General features: G+C 43.4%; 11 protein-coding genes and 1 pseudogene. 7 read left to right on the plus strand and 5 right to left on the minus strand.

Features of this window, described 5'->3' with window-relative positions:
• Nucleotides 1-141 precede the first annotated feature (141 nt).
• The gene (locus QQK21_RS17330) at nucleotides 142-2,019 is read left to right on the plus strand and encodes a hypothetical protein (protein ID WP_284193446.1); all 1,878 of its coding nucleotides are present in this window, start codon (nucleotides 142-144) and stop codon (nucleotides 2,017-2,019) included.
• Nucleotides 2,020-2,203: 184 nt separating this feature from the next.
• Complete coding sequence (gene pdxH, locus QQK21_RS17335) at nucleotides 2,204-2,839, plus strand: pyridoxamine 5'-phosphate oxidase (RefSeq protein WP_284193477.1); 636 nt, start codon at nucleotides 2,204-2,206, stop codon at nucleotides 2,837-2,839.
• Nucleotides 2,840-2,933: 94 nt separating this feature from the next.
• Here the strand turns inward: pdxH and QQK21_RS17340 are convergent, their stop codons facing one another.
• Nucleotides 2,934-4,763 (minus strand): SUMF1/EgtB/PvdO family nonheme iron enzyme, encoded by a 1,830-nt coding sequence (locus QQK21_RS17340; protein WP_284193447.1) that lies wholly within the window; start codon nucleotides 4,761-4,763, stop codon nucleotides 2,934-2,936.
• A 146-nt stretch (nucleotides 4,764-4,909) separates the two neighbouring features.
• Entirely contained in the window at nucleotides 4,910-6,019 is a 1,110-nt protein-coding gene (locus QQK21_RS17345) for a PEGA domain-containing protein (protein WP_284193448.1), read from the minus strand.
• Between the two features lie 450 nt (nucleotides 6,020-6,469).
• On the opposite strand from QQK21_RS17345, the gene QQK21_RS17350 reads away from it, so the two are divergent.
• From QQK21_RS17350 to putP, 4 genes are all read left to right on the plus strand, one after another.
• A complete protein-coding gene (locus QQK21_RS17350) occupies nucleotides 6,470-7,285 on the plus strand; it encodes an AraC family transcriptional regulator (RefSeq protein ID WP_284193449.1) in 816 nt (271 codons plus the stop codon).
• A 187-nt stretch (nucleotides 7,286-7,472) separates the two neighbouring features.
• A complete protein-coding gene (gene putA, locus QQK21_RS17355; protein ID WP_284193450.1) occupies nucleotides 7,473-10,586 on the plus strand; it encodes a bifunctional proline dehydrogenase/L-glutamate gamma-semialdehyde dehydrogenase PutA in 3,114 nt (1,037 codons plus the stop codon).
• A 22-nt stretch (nucleotides 10,587-10,608) separates the two neighbouring features.
• On the plus strand, nucleotides 10,609-11,307 hold the full coding sequence (locus tag QQK21_RS17360) for a 1-pyrroline-5-carboxylate dehydrogenase (RefSeq protein WP_284193451.1): 699 nt from the start codon (nucleotides 10,609-10,611) through the stop codon (nucleotides 11,305-11,307).
• Between the two features lie 75 nt (nucleotides 11,308-11,382).
• Entirely contained in the window at nucleotides 11,383-12,870 is a 1,488-nt protein-coding gene (putP, locus tag QQK21_RS17365) for a sodium/proline symporter PutP (RefSeq protein ID WP_284193452.1), read from the plus strand.
• A gap of 80 nt (nucleotides 12,871-12,950) precedes the next feature.
• Here the strand turns inward: putP and QQK21_RS17370 are convergent, their stop codons facing one another.
• The 3 genes and pseudogenes from QQK21_RS17370 to QQK21_RS17380 all read right to left on the minus strand — a co-directional run bounded on the left by QQK21_RS17370 (nucleotide 12,951) and on the right by QQK21_RS17380 (nucleotide 15,189).
• Nucleotides 12,951-13,793 carry an MBL fold metallo-hydrolase gene (locus QQK21_RS17370; RefSeq protein WP_284193453.1) on the minus strand — a complete coding sequence of 281 codons (843 nt, stop codon included), beginning with the start codon at nucleotides 13,791-13,793 and terminating at the stop codon, nucleotides 12,951-12,953.
• A 35-nt stretch (nucleotides 13,794-13,828) separates the two neighbouring features.
• Nucleotides 13,829-14,683, minus strand: a complete 855-nt coding sequence (gene bla / locus QQK21_RS17375; protein ID WP_284193454.1) for a class A beta-lactamase — start codon at nucleotides 14,681-14,683, stop codon at nucleotides 13,829-13,831.
• Between the two features lie 83 nt (nucleotides 14,684-14,766).
• Nucleotides 14,767-15,189, minus strand: a pseudogene (locus tag QQK21_RS17380) (VOC family protein).
• 198 nt (nucleotides 15,190-15,387) lie between these two features.
• Between QQK21_RS17380 and QQK21_RS17385 the strand changes: the two are divergent.
• A complete protein-coding gene (locus QQK21_RS17385) occupies nucleotides 15,388-15,873 on the plus strand; it encodes a VOC family protein (RefSeq protein WP_284193455.1) in 486 nt (161 codons plus the stop codon).
• Nucleotides 15,874-15,915 lie beyond the last annotated feature (42 nt).

Consider the following 15,915-nt stretch of genomic DNA (forward strand, 5'->3'; position numbering starts at 1 on the left):
GAATGTAAGGATACGACAGAGTCGAATGGTATTTATCCCGTCAAGATCCCTCAGTAATGACACTCTTTACTATCACTTTCAGTTGATGCAAGTAGTACACCGTTTACCCAATATGACCACCATCAGACAATGCGCGATAAAGTGAGCCAATGGGTTGACTGGGATGCTCAAGAACATTCATTAAGTGCGGTTGAAGCGCTCAATGTAGTGAAGAAAAAGCATGGTACTGAATATATGTCGAGCTTTTTTATGACTCGGCTGCGTGAGATAGCCAATCATCCCTTTAATACTGAGGAATTGACAAGTACAGAATTTGGGATTGTTCACGAGGCGGCAACGGTTTTTGTTATGTCTCAAGCAACTGATTTGCCCCACTATGAGTTATTTCCCTCGGAATACATGCTACAAACTTACTTAGCAAACTTGGCAATGGAGCTTGAACTTCTCTACCCAATGGCAGAAGACGAAGCTATGTATCTTCAACGGTATTATGAACATGATTCCCTTGGGCTATCAGTCTATTCCATCGCTCTAAACATTAGCTTAGAACACTATGGAGAAGCTGAGCTTATTAGGAGATTGGCTGAAGAAACGAATAGTAGGTATTCAGACTCTCTTCGCCAGTTTTTGATCGCAAATTTTTCCTCCGGTAGTGATTTTAAACAACAATTAGAGTTGGCATTGCTTCAGGAGTTAAAACGTTTCTCAACCGATTGGAAACCAGAGTACGACGAATTTTCTCAAGCGTTAAATGGACTTCATCCTTATGCTCGAGTCGGGGCTATGTTACAAAATACGCTTTTGAGTAAATGGTCATCACTGAGACAGCATGAGCGTGAGGCATTGCTCCCTTGGTATGAACAAGTAACCAAGTTACCCAGTTACAAATATGGTTATTCCCAGGTGGGGGAAGCGGTCGTCAATCACTTTCGTCAGCACAGGCAGCAAGAGCACCATAGCCGCTGGAACTTCCCAACATTTGCTGCGGTAACTTTAGCAACGTTGATATTTCCAGAGTTGTTAGGTGAGTTGGCTCTTGGAGAGGCAGCTCAGGCTCTGCTATTTTCAAGAACCATGTTTACTGGGGCTAGGGTGGCGGATGCTGCTTATACCAGTGAATTTGCTGAATTGGCCGCTCAACAAACGGTTAGGCCAGGTTCAGCGATGCCCCAAAGCACCGCTCTGTCTTTAAGTAAAGTGAGTAGCCCTGCTGTCATAGGAAGTGAAATTGAACTAGGCCTACACCATTATCTTGCCGCCGATGCAATTGAGGGTACTGACTATGTTGCCAATGTTCAGGGTAGTTGGCAAAGAGTGAGACGTTTCCCCCTTACGGATGACTATGCGCTATTTGGCGGAATAGGATCGTTGGGAATGCACAAGGTTTACCGATCTGGCGCAGCAGGGTGGTTACTGGACCAAACCGCGAGTAGTTTAAACAATTGGGTGTCATCGGGTAATTACCGGCACGTATTGTTGCTTGGTAAAGGCCGACCTGAATCTCTATTTCGCCACTATGGCGAAAATGTAAAGAGTCGCTATGGTATTCCTGCAGGAAATATGGCAAGTGATGGTGATATTGCGTCTTATAGGCTCAGTGGGATGTTCCCTAGGGCCTCATCTGGCCAACTGTCCTCACTAACTTTTAATCATCGTTTGGATATTGTTGCTCATGGGAATCCATATGGCCCGATTTGTAGCGATCAATCGGGGTTTGAAACTTCATTAACACCATCAGGTTTAGCGAGAAAATTGTTTGATTTGGGGTTGCGTCAGGTTGGTGTTCTTAAGATCCAGTCTTGTAATTTAGGTGGTGGGTTTTACTTGGGTAAACTTGACCAGGAACTCAAAAAAGCAGGAATTAATGTCGGATTCTTAGCAGCACCCAAAGGCTATTTAGTTCAGTTGCCTAGGTTACCTAGAGCCGTATTTTCGCCATTTCCTAATTTTAGACCAGATCGTTATGAAGTGATCTCCACTGGTTTGCACCAAGGATTTCCCGGAACTCGTTATCAGTAGTCTTCTGATTGAACAGTAGAATCATTGAGGATAGGTGTTTTGCTTTAAATCTTTTGCATCACACCTTTTTGCTATCGGAAAGCTTGATTTGTCTAATATCATTAGTGTGATGAAAGTTTTATTGTTCGGCTTGTATTTCTGCACTGATAATATCACAATCGGCAAAAATGTTTCAGGAGAGAAGATGGAACTCGAAGACATCCGCCGTGAATACAGTAAAGGTGGTTTACGCAGAAAAGATCTAAAAGAAAATCCTGTTGACCAATTTAATTTGTGGTTGCAGCAGGCCATTGATGCAGGCCTTACCGACCCTACTGCTATGACAGTTGCTACTGTTGATGAAAGCGGTCAGCCTTTTCAGCGTATTGTATTATTAAAGCACCTTGATGATAATGGGTTTGTTTTTTATACCAATTTGGGTAGCCGTAAAGCTAGGCAAATAGAGAGCAATGCTAAAGTTAGCTTACACTTCCCATGGCATCCCCTTGAGCGTCAGGTACATGTTACTGGTATTGCTGAGAAGCTGAGTGTTGCTGAAAATATTAAATATTTCTCTTCTCGGCCTAAAGAAAGCCAGCTTGCGGCCATTGCGAGCAAACAGAGCAGTCGTATATCTGCTCGTGGAGTACTCGAAGGAAAGTTTCTTGAACTGAAACAGAAGTTTGCCAATGGTGAAATACCGGTTCCAAGCTTCTGGGGAGGCTTTCGTATTAAGGCCGAGTCTATTGAATTCTGGCAAGGAGGCGATCACCGTCTTCATGACAGATTTTTATTTTCTAGGCAAGATCAAACTTGGCAGATAGACAGGTTAGCTCCTTAGCAAGTGAGTGTCGAGAATTTGCTCTAGTCACCAAAAACGCCGCGCAATGCGGCGTTTTTAATGGTACTTATATTTTTAATTGTTGTCGTACTGCTCAGTTTATTTCGCGTAAGACTCTAAATCCGGCATAATTGGCAGCCGATGAATTTGATAAGGTTAGCTGTTCATGAGCCGCTGCCATTTCTGGAGAAAAGTTCCACGCTCCGCCTTTGAGAACGCCACGAGAGTCATTTGTCCATTGCCAAACGTTCCCGACGGTATCATAGATCCCCAATCTATTTGGTTTGAAAGCCGTTACTGGAGAAGTGCTTTTATTTGACCATGGCGTGCCGCCCCAACCCGTATTGGCTTGACTTGGTGCGAACTGATTTCCCCACCAATAATTGGCTTCCGATCCGGCTCTTGCGGCAATTTCCCATTCATCTTCAGTGGGTAATCGATAGTGATGATTCGTTTTACGGCTTAACCATTGTGCATATGCTTGAGCATCATTTTTACTTACACAAACCACGGGTGAATTTGCGGCTTGCTTAAACCCTGGATTGCGCCAATAGCCTTTTGAAATCGGAGTCACTTCTCCTTTTACGATGGCATTACACGTGTTGGTGAGCTCTGCATCTGTTTGATAATTGGTGGAATCAACAAAGGTTTCAAACTGTTTGACGGTTACAGGCGTAATGCCAAAGCCAAACGGACGTTTTAGTTTCAACTGTTTGGAACCATGCTCCCCCAACATATACTGACCCGGAAGAATGGTGGACAGCTCGGGGCCTTGATGACCTGAACCTAACGAGTCAGCAAACTTGTCACCCTCTCGTAAAGGATTTGTGGTTTCCACTAAGACGGCTCGTAGATTATGGTCTTGCTTGATGGAGAGCTCTTCGAGAAAATCGCGGTATCCTTCTTTTCGTATAGATACAGTATGTTTACCCACAGGTAACATAACTTCTACTGGAGTGCTTCCATAGTTGACACCATCAATAGTGACTTTGTCATCGTATAGGTTAGAGCGAACATTCAATGTCACCCAAGCGACTTCTTTATTGATCACTGAGCTGTCTTTGTCATCAACACGCTCAGGTTCAAAACAGTATTTTTTATTGATACCAAGAAGAGTACAGGCTGCACTTTGTGTTGGTCTAGCCTGCATTTCAACGTCCATTAAACTGCGATAACGAACACCATCATAAAAGCCTGATTCTTTGGCCTTTGAACGCAAAACATGAATATTGAAAGGTACTTTGCTTGCGTTGGCTTCTATAGCTTGTGGCTCACTTGTATTGGCAATCAATTCGGATTGAAATTGCTGTACTGCTTTTTGCAGCGCAAGGTCTCGAGTTTGACGGTCACACTCGGCAATGGTCATATTTGTCTGACAACGATTAGTAAAGCTTACCGAAAGAGAATGCGGTTGCTTGAGTTCACCTTGCAAGCGTTCTGCTCGTGCTCTTAACTTGGTTTGTTCTAGAGACTCAATTCCCTGATTAACGCCTTCAAGCTCGTTGTTGGCTAAGCTTAGTTGATGTTCAAGCTCTTGAAGGAGTTGTTCCTCAAACAGGCGCTGTTTCTGGTTTTGCTTTACATTAGACCAAGCTTCTTGATAAGCCTTTTGACTTGCTGCAATATCCACCGCAGGATCATCAATCATCTTGGCATAATTTGACTCAAGTTGCGCTTTCGCATCGGCGAATATTTTATCTAGAGCTTTGGCTTGTATGGTCAGTTCAGCGACAGATTCCTGTTGCTTTTTTAACTGCTCTTGTTTGTCATCTCGACGTTGTGTCGTCGATTTTAATTCTTCGTGCTTTTCGAACAACTGTTGATCGATTTTTACGATAGGGTCGCGCGCTTCCTCAGCTGCTATACCAGCAGAGACAAAGTAAGGTGACAAAGCAAGAAGGAAGGTTGGTAAACCAGTTCGCATTATTTATTTCTACAATTGTTTAATCTTATGGCGTTATTCTGAACGAACACGCCACTTTTTCGTAAGTTATTCCCTTATAACTTACGACAAAATGGCGTTTCTGGTCAATGTTGTACTGCTTACTTCTATTCAAAAAGAGAAGCGCGTTAAATATCTGAATTTGGGCGCAACTTAACCCAAACAGTATCATTACCATCAATAGCAATGGTACGGTTATATGTTTGGTAACCATCTTTGGACACAGTAAACTGATGTTTCCCTTTTGGCAGAACCACTTCTATTGGGGTGCTACCATAATTGACTCCGTTAATAGTGACTCGGTCTTCATACTGATCTGAGCGAATGGTGATGTTCGCCCAGCTTTGCTGTGTGCTTGTCTTTTCTTTTTTCTCAGCGCTAGCACTGTTGAGGCAATATCTTGATGATACATTGAGTAGCTTACATGCCGCAGAAGCCTCTGGCCTAGCCTGAAGCTGTGCCTGCATTTCTGTAAAATAGCTATTGCTGCCTTCAAAACCAGAGCGAATGATTTGACTCTCTTGAACGAAGACATTGAGCTGTACGCCTTTAATATTTTGCTTGGCGATATTGGCTTCTGTCAGACTGTCGAGCAGTTTATCCTTGAAAGTATTGACGGCTCTTTGTTTGGTCAAATACTTACCTTGATTAGTACATTCACCTAAGGTCATTGTGGCTGAGCAAGTGGTTTTGAATGCAGTATTTAATACATCACTTTCACGTAATTCTGCATCGAGCCGTTTGACTCGCGCCTCAACTTTCTGTTCTTTGAGATACGATAGCTCAGAGTTAATTCTTGAAAGCTTTTGTTTTATCTGAGAAAGACGCATCTCTTGTTCGGTAATATTTTGTTCTTGCTCGAGAATTTGGCTTTGATTCTTTTTTACTGCTGCCCAAGCCTCTTGGTATTCTTGTTGAAATGAGAGCAGGTTAACGTCTGGGTCGTCAAGAAGGCGGTTATATTGTTTGTCCAGCGCTGTTTTCGCTCGGTTACGTTTTGCGTTGAGCTCTTGCTCCTCGCGTTGATACTTGCCTAGCTCTGCTCTAAGCGTTTGTAAACGTGAGGATTCATTATCAAACTCAGAACCAAGCTCCTGTAACTCACTTTGTTTGTTCTCTAACTTTATATCGATAGTTGCGACAGGATCGGCAGAGTCCACCATTTCCGCAAAAATCGAAGTTGATGCCCATAAAGGACTTAGCGCAATTAAAAGCGCTGGGATGCGACGTATTATCATATTTCCCTGCAACAATTAACGTTTATTGACCAACGTAAAAAACCAAAAAAAGACAAACTCATGACAGTCCTTGTATTCCTGCCTCTTCCAAGTTTACTTCAACCCTGCATCTTTCTCTTCTTAAAGATTAACCAGCTTTATGCAGATTAGCCTAATTTAACGTATATAAAACTTGGATGCTATCTATCATTTTGAGTTGATTGGGGAAATATGCAAGTGAAGAATGAGTATCTGCAAAAAGAAAGTTGCTAGAAGTGACATAAACCGTAATTTATGTGCACTTGATCATTCTTCCGATAAAGAATGGTTGCTTGTTTATTGATCTGATCTTGTACGTTATCCATGACTTTTCTGGCTGGGTGTGTGGTAGACAATGACGGATAAATTTCGAATTGAAGCAATTTTGTTATACCATACGGTGCTGATGCAATTTGAGGTCAAAACTGTCTCATGAGCTGTTCTAAATATCGTCTTTCAATCGGAGAGCAGGGGCCTGTTCGATCGCCAAAACCCGCTGAGCTAGTGACGTTACCATCTCATATGGATTGCCACGATCATAGTTATACGCAGATTGTTATCGGCCTGAAAGGACAAGCTGAATTTGAAGTGGGTGGCTTTGGCAATTTGGTTGGCCCTGGGCAAGGCTGTGTGGTGACTTCCGGATCAGGTCATGCATTTGGTGGTGTCGTTGAACAGTCAGATATCTTGGTACTGAATATGCCAGTGCCAAGTGTTGGCGATCCCTTAATGCTGCAAAAACTCAATGAATTGAGCCAGCGTGACACTTATTTCCAATTGGATAGTCAAATCCAAAAACTCATACAGATGTTAGTAGCTGAAATGCAATCGAGGCCAGATGATCAGCTTTTGAGTCGAGCCTGTAGTGATACACTTATCGCGTTGCTTCAAAGACATATGTCCAAATTTTCCACATCTTACAAAGATTCTCGCTTCGATCTCGATGCTATCGATCGTTATATTGAGCAGCATTTAAGTCAGAAGATTTCGGTTGCTCAATTGGCAGGTAGCGTTTATTTGGGAGAAAGTCAGTTTCATAGTTTGTTTAAGTCGCAAATTGGTATAACCCCCCACCAATATGTATTAGGCAAACGAATTGACATGGCAAAGTCTTTGATTGAGAGAGGGCACTTGAATTTAGGCCAAGTGGCGGAGCTAACAGGTTTTTCTAGCCAAAGCACGTTCAGCCATACTTTCTTTCGCCTACAAGGGGTTTCCCCATCCCAGTACAAGAAACTGTACTCTTAGATATGCAATAACGCGTGTATATTATTTTGTCTATTTAGATGTGATTCTGTTTTTGTTTTGTTAACAGGCGGAGTTTTGAGCAAAAAACTCGGAGTTTTTGACAAGTAATCCTCTCCCACTCAAAATACACTGCAAACCATTGTAATAACTCTGATGAATTGATCAGGTTTGAGATTGAGGAAAACGCATGTTTACTGCAACTGATGTGCTGAATGCCGAGTTTGTTGAGCAGCCGCTAAGCAAACTTTGGTCGCTGATCTCGCCACTTTACATGGTGGACGAATCCCAATGGCTTGAACAACTGTTGCCTTTAGCAACACCGACAGATGCTGAAAAATCGCAAATGTCGACTAAAACGACGAAGCTGATTGAAGCTATTCGCGCAGACAAAAAGTCGATTCAAATGATCGACGCTTTGTTGCTTGAATATAGCTTAGATACGCAAGAAGGCATTTTATTGATGTGTTTGGCTGAAGCCTTGATGCGCATCCCTGACGCAGCAACAGCCGACGCTTTAATCCGAGACAAGCTTAGTGTCGCAGATTGGAAATCTCATCTGAAAAACTCAGATTCAGTTTTTGTGAATGCATCGACTTGGGGGCTGATGTTGACAGGTAAAGTGGTCGGCTTATCTGAATCACAATCACGTAGTCCCGTGTCTGCGGTGAATCGCCTTGTGAATAAGATGTCGGAACCTGTCATTCGTAAAGCGATGCATCAGGCGATGAAGGTGATGGGCCACCAGTTTGTTTTGGGCCGCTCTATTGCGGAAGCTCAAAAAAATGGTCGGGGTATGCGTGATAAGGGCTTTACCTATTCCTATGACATGCTCGGCGAAGCAGCATTAACTTCAGCAGATGCGAACAAGTATTTTAACGACTATCTGATGGCGATTGAGGCGGTAGGTCGTGATAATTATGGCATAGAGACAAGCCCAGCTCCGTCAGTTTCAATTAAATTGTCTGCTTTGCATCCCCGCTATGAAGTTGCCAATGAAGCGCGAGTGCTAACTGAGCTCGCAGACACATTAACCCAATTGCTGCAAAAAGCAGTCGACTTGGATGTTGCTATCACGATTGATGCTGAAGAAGCCGATCGCCTTGAACTATCACTGAAACTTTTTGAAAAAGTCTATAGAAGTGATGTTGTTAAGGGGTGGGGTAAGTTTGGCCTTGTCATCCAAGCCTACTCAAAGAGAGCGCTTCCAGTGTTGGTTTGGGTGAATGGTTTAGCTCGAGAGCAGGGTGATCTTATTCCACTTCGCCTTGTTAAAGGTGCTTATTGGGACAGCGAGATAAAGTGGTCTCAACAGGCAGGTTATGATAACTACCCTGTCTACACACGAAAAGAAGCCACCGATGTTGCCTATTTAGCTTGCGCTCGTTTCTTATTGTCTGACAATGTCCGAGGTAATATTTTCCCGCAGTTTGCCAGTCATAACGCTCAAACGGTGACTTCTATCGCGGTGATGGCTGAGCACAAAAACTATGAATTCCAACGTTTACACGGTATGGGTGATTCTCTTTACCACCATGTAATGGAGACATACCAACAGCCCGTTCGTATTTATGCACCTGTAGGAAGCCATAAAGATCTGTTACCGTACTTGGTTCGTCGTTTGCTGGAAAATGGGGCCAACAGCTCTTTTGTTCATCGTCTAGTCGATGCGCGTTGTCCTATTGACTCTTTGACTCAGCATCCTGTCGATATGCTGAGAGCCTTTAATACGCTCAACAACACGAATATTCCGCTGCCACCACAGATCTTTTCTGAACGTCGAAATTCATATGGCGTCAATATTGATGTGGAATCTCAAGCAAGACCCTTTGAACAGCAAGTTGAAGGGTTTCTGCATAAGCAGTGGTTAGCAGGGCCAATAATCAATGGTAAAACATTCACTGAAAGCATGATCAAGGAAAATGCTGAGAAAGTGGCGGCTCCTTATGATAGACGTATTCAGGTTGGTCAGGTAGTATTTTCTAACCTTGATCATGTTTCCGAAGCGATTAAAGGCGCACAAAATGCCTTTAGTGATTGGCAAGCGACAGCGCCATCGAAAAGATCACAAGCACTAGAAACGTTAGCAGATTTACTTGAGAGCAACCTTGCTGAACTTGTTGCCTTGTGTCATCAAGAAGCAGGCAAGACAATTCATGACAGTATTGATGAAGTGCGAGAAGCGGTCGATTTTTGTCGTTACTATGCTGTTCAAGCAAATAACTTAGGAAAAGTTGAAGTTCAGGGCTTTGATGGTCAGGTGCGCAATGTATCACGCGATGGCCGTGGTGTTTTTGTGTGTATTAGCCCATGGAATTTCCCTTTGGCCATCTTCTTGGGACAAATTACCGCAGCATTGGTGGCAGGAAATACGGTCGTGGCCAAGCCTGCGGAACAAACCAGTTTGATTGCAGCTCGAGCCGTTGAACTTATGATCGAAGCTGGCTTTCCTAGTGGAACGATTCAACTCTTACCCGGACGCGGTGCTGATATTGGTACGGCTTTAACCTCTCATCCAGCTATTGCGGGTGTTGCGTTCACTGGCTCAACGTTAACCGCTCAACGTATCAATCGTACTCTTGCAGAGCGAGATACTGCGCCGGTTCCATTTATTGCCGAAACGGGTGGTCAAAATGCGATGATTGTTGACAGTACCGCACTCCCAGAGCAAGTGGTACGCGATGTGATTCGTTCTGCTTTTGCTTCGGCAGGACAACGCTGTAGCGCATTGAGAGTGTTATATGTTCAGGAAGATATCGCAGATCGGATTATTGCTTTAATACAGGGCGCGATGCAGGAACTCAAAGTCGGTTTACCTTTTGAGCATTCAACCGATGTTGGACCTGTGATTGACGAGACTGCCAAGAATAAGCTTATCAAGCATATTGAACGTATGACAGTGACGCAGCAAAAGGTAGCGGGATTGGAGCTGAGCGAATTGCATCAAAACGGTGATTTTATCGCGCCATGTGCGTTTGAGATAGAGGACATTTCTTGTTTAGAAGAAGAACAATTTGGTCCGATTTTACATATTGTTCGCTTCAAAGCGAGTCAGCTACATCAAATCGTTGAACGAATCAATGCGACTGGGTTTGGTCTTACTATGGGGATTCATAGTCGTAATGAAACAACGTATCGCTGGATTGAACAGCATGCCAGAGTGGGCAACTGTTACATAAATCGAGATCAAGTTGGGGCTGTTGTTGGGGTCCAACCATTTGGTGGTCAGGGTCTTTCAGGTACTGGTCCTAAGGCAGGTGGCCCACACTATCTATTCCGATTCACTCAGACATCGTTTTCTTAATCGGTAAGCAAGGAGAAAAATTATGGTTCATCAAGTTACTCGCTTTTCCGATGCTTATTCGGCATGGGAAAACTGGAATCTCACTAGCTTCGATATAAAAAGTGAGTATTTACTTGCGTTTAAGAAAGCATTGCAGAGTGAGCACTCTAATTTGGCGGCGGTTGTGGATTTCCATTGCCAGCATTCAGCGCAGTTGTTAGCCAAAACACATCAGATGCCTGGCCCGACAGGAGAAACCAATGAGCTGTACACCGCTGGCCGAGGAGTGGCTGTGATTATTCAGACTCAAATATCTGATCCTGCTAGGCAGTCAGCGCTTGCTCAGCTGACAGCGGCACTTATCGCGGGTAATAGCGTCGTTATGTGTAGTGACGATATTGAGCTGGTCAAAGCCTTGGAATCGGCAGTTAAAAGTGCTTCTTTACCAATAAATCTATTACAATTTGCCTCTCTCGACGCTTATGAACAGCTGCTTGACTCAGATGTCAGAAGTGTTGGGTATATAGGTAATCAAGAGGTTGAGCTCAAAATCAACCGTCAATTAGCGAAACGCACGGGTGCTATTGTAGGCCTAGTTTCCGAAACGGATGTAATGGCGATTCCGGTCGCCCACGATCCACATTTATCGCTTCGTTTTATCACAGAGCGGACGAGAACAATAAATATAACTGCTGTGGGTGGTAACGCAACTTTGCTAGAGCTTGGAAGCGAAGCCCACTAATCCTTTCTCCGAGAGCCCTCATTCAGTGTAAGTGAGGGCGTTCATGGAAGGCGATTTTTTTATGAGGACAAACACATGGAAAATAGCTTTGCTATTACGACCACGTTTATTGCGTATCTAATTCTAATGATGGCGATAGGCGTTATTGCATACCAACGAACGAAAAACTCAACGGATTACTTTCTTGGTGGCCGCTCATTAGGTCCTTGGCCAGCAGCACTGTCCGCAGGGGCTTCTGATATGAGTGGTTGGTTATTGTTGGGTCTACCAGGCTACGCATACGCTGCGGGTATTGAAGCTCTATGGTTAGCTGGGGGGCTACTTGCTGGGACTTGGTTGAACTGGTTGATTTGTGCGAAAAGATTGCGCACTTACAGTATTACAACCGACGCTTTGACACTACCGGAATTTCTTTCTCGTCGCTTCAATGACACATCGAAGTTGATTCAAGTGATCTCTGCATTCTTTATTTTGCTATTTTTCCTTTTCTATACCAGCTCAGGACTTGTGGCCGGCGGTAAACTGTTTGAAACCGTATTTGGATTGAACTACAGCACTGCCGTTACTATCGGTACGATATGCGTTGTATCATATACCTTATTCGGTGGATTCTTGGCAGTATCTTGGACTGACCTTGTTCAGGGATTGCTTATGGCCGCTGCACTTATGATAGTGCCGATTGCTGCGATGGAAGGAGGATTGGGTCAACTAAGCAGTGATCTGTCGAACATTAATCCTCAACTGCTTACGCTGTGGAATGATACTAAGGGTGAGCCACTTTCCGCTATTGCGATCATCTCTTTGGTTGCGTGGGGCTTGGGCTACTTTGGCCAGCCGCATATTCTGGCTCGTTTTAAAGCCGCGCGCAGTAACAAGGATCTAACAACAGCCCGTCGTATTGCTGTGATATGGACAGCACTTTCTATGGTGGGTGCTATGCTGGTGGGTTTAGTTGGCCTTATCTATGTGACCAATTCTGGGGTATCGATCGATGATGGAGAGAAAATCTTCATGTTGTTGGTTAACTCAATCTTCCACCCAGTCGTTGCTGGAATACTTCTAGCGGCAATACTTGCAGCAATCATGAGTACAGCCGATTCGCAATTATTGGTGTCTTCTTCAGCATTAGCAGAGGACTTCTATAAGCAATTGATTAAGAAAGATGCAAGCTCAGAAGAGATTGTAATGGTAGGGCGTATTGCGGTGGTAGCAATCTCAATTGTTGCTCTTATTTTAGCTCTAACGCCAGACAGCTCAGTACTAGGTTTAGTGTCTTACGCTTGGGCTGGTTTTGGTGCTGCTTTTGGTCCTGCGCTTATTCTGAGCCTATACTGGCCACGCATGAACCGCAACGGTGCTCTGGCTGGTATTGTGATTGGCGGCGTGACTATTGTGGTGTGGAAACAACTATCAGGCGGTTGGTTTGATGTTTACGAAATTGTTCCTGGGATCATCTTATCAACTATTGCCATTGTTGTGGTCAGCTTAATGACCGCAGAGCCTGAAAAATCAGTGAAAGCTCAGTATGAGAAGTTCAAGAAACAACTGGTTGAGTTGGACTAATTCAATACACAAGCCCCGAAACATCGGGGCTTTTTACTATCTAGTTGGTTACCGCTATGAGCATCCTCGATCTATATTCACTATTGAGTATGCTCTTGGGCGAGTTTTTTGCTTCCACGTTCTTCTAATACATCCAAAAAGGCTTGGAAGCCTTGTGGGTCGACAAAGGGGTTACTTTGCTGTGATTTTTTAGCGTGACGCTCAAAAATCTGTGCCAAATGCGGGTGACTGGCGAGGTTAACTTCCACTTGAGGCTGAGTGTTAGATAAGGTTCGAATCTTTTTTACGCTATTTACATACTGCTGCGCCAGTTCCATTCCGGTGAAGTTGGTCCCATTGCCGCCAACAATAAATGCCTTATGAGTTTCACCTTGATGAGTAACGTTAAATTTGATCGATAACGCACCTCTAGTGTGTCCGGGCGTTGAATAGAACGTAAACTGTTTATTACCAACGACTAAGGTGTCGCCATCATTAGCAAATGTCTTTACTTTCGGTGCTAGGAAGCGATTATCTCCTTTAGAGTTTTTGGCGGTGAAGTTAGCTAAGCGAAAATCAATGCTCGACATAATAACCTCTGCATCAAAATGTCTTTGGATATATTCGGCGCCGCCGACATGATCTGAATGACCATGAGTAATTATGATGTAGCGCAGATGTTTGGGGTTGAAGCCAAGCTTCTCTATACTGTTTGGGATCCAGCGCCCATAAGGACTGTCAAGCGTATCAATCAGAACAAGCCCCTCGGAAGTCGTGATAAGATAGGATGAAACCCACTTATCACCCACGTAGTATAAATCGTCAAACATTTTAAAGGGCTCAACATATCCGTTCTGGTCTGTTTTTTCCGGAATGGTTTCTGATTGCTCGCTAGAAAATGCATTCAACGATAAAAATAGCAACAGAAGCGCAGTGTGTTTCATGATCATCCTTGTATCTTATTGGTGGTGAAGAGCGTCTATTTAATACCATATTGTGTAAAAATAAGCTGACTAATATCTGCGACAACCTGATTGATTTCCGGCAAGGTAGAGAGCGTCGAGTTAGCAATAAAAATTCCGATAAACAATGGCTTTCGGTCTGGCTTCCATATCATTGCGGTCAATGTTCTTGAACCGTTCACCCCGCCGCCTGAGCGGTCCGCTATCAACCAGCCTTGAGGTAATACAGAGCGTGCTAATGAATCTGAGACCATATTATTAGTCATCCAAAATTGCAGTTGGGTTTTGTTATCTGAGTTCAACACATCACCTGTTAGTAAATGCTGGATGGTTTGAATCATCGCGGTTGGGGTAGTGGTGTCATTTTCTGCGCCTTGTTCAACGTAATTTAACTCTGGCTCATAGTGATCTAAGCGCGTTTTTTGATCGCCTATCTTCCTTAAAAACGCCGTTAAGCCCCTTGGTCCACCAATTTGCTCTAACGCTAAGTTAGCCGCGTAGTTATCACTCATTAACATGGTAGCGGAGCAGACACTTTGCAGAGACATTTTACCGCCAACAAAGTTTTCGGTAATCGGATTCCAGTTGATTAACCCAGATTCTGGCACATCAATTTTTTGGTTGAGCGTGAGCTTTCGTTGTTGAACATCATAAAGCACATTGGCGCAAGCTAAGGTTTTAAATGAGCTCATCATCGGAAATCTTTGGTTTCCGTTATAGCTCCATTGGGTGGATGATTGAGTATCGATCACAGCGACACCAACTTGCCCTTTAATCTCTTGCTCAACTTTAGAGAGTGATTGTTCAAGATTGGCGGATACTGAATGAGCTGAAATGGATATGAGCAAGAGGCATAAAATTGTTTTTTTCATGGTTGTTTTTCACATTTACAGAGAAAGAGTTGTGTATTTACTGCGTGTTCAAAGACTAAGCTGGTTATTTTTGTAACGGAAACCTACTGGAGTCTGGAGAGTACTGGGTGAGATGGATTTAATTGTAAAAGATCCCATAAATTGCCATATAGATCTTTAAATACGGCAACCGTACCATAGTCCTACTGTTGAGGTTGTCTAATAAATTCAATACCTATAGACGTCATTCTTTCATAATCACGCCAAAAGTCATCGGTGTTGAGAAACAAAAATACGCGTCCGCCTGCCTGATTACCAATAAAGCCTCTTTGTTCCGGCTTAGAAGCTTTAGCGAGCAGTAATGTTGTACCGTTCGAGTTTGGCGGAGCGACCACCACCCAGCGTTTATCCTGCTCTGGCTGATAGGTATCTTCTATCAGTTCAAATTTAAGCTTATTCACGTAGAAGTCGATGGCTTCATCGTAGTCATCAACCACCAATGCGATATGAATAATAGTTTGTTTCACTTTCTGCTCTTCATCAAAGCTTCATTGGGTAGGTAGGGTATCAGACAGATTCATCGTCATCTAGCGAATCGTAGATTTGAATATAAATAAAAAATTATTATTATAATCAAAATTGATAATTATTAATTATTAAAACTGGTTTTTATACTGCTCCTACTGAAACAAAATACGCACTTTATGAGCGATTAGGAGCATGTTATGAAAATGAATCACGTTGGTATTATGGTCGGTGATATGGAGAAAGCGGTGGCGTTTTATACTCAGGCGCTGGGTCTTCGAGTTGTAATGAACAACACCAAAGTTATCGAAGAGCGAGAGTCTGCTATTGGGCGTATGTGTATTGCTGTGTTTGGTGAAGGATTTGCAGGGTTTAATATCGCGCATCTCGTTACAACTGATGGTATTGGTGTGGAGTTATTCGAAATGAAGCAGCGTCAAGAGCGGCATCATGTTGATTTTTCTCGCCTCGGTATTTTTCACTTTTGTTTGCAAACGGATGACTTTGAAGGCGTGATGGAAAAGGTGGAAGCTCTTGGTGGTAAAGTTCGTATGGAGGTGATGCGATACCATCCTGAAGATGACACTAAGCCAGCAAAAATGGTTTACCTAGAGGACCCTTTTGGTAACTTGTTTGAGCTTTATTCTCACTCTTATGAAGAAACTTATGCGTCGGATTATGAGTAACTCAATCAATAGATTGAGAGGTTTGATCAGCGCAAAAATAAA

This window comes from Vibrio zhanjiangensis (assembly GCF_030161235.1).
Taxonomy (GTDB): domain Bacteria; phylum Pseudomonadota; class Gammaproteobacteria; order Enterobacterales; family Vibrionaceae; genus Vibrio; species Vibrio zhanjiangensis.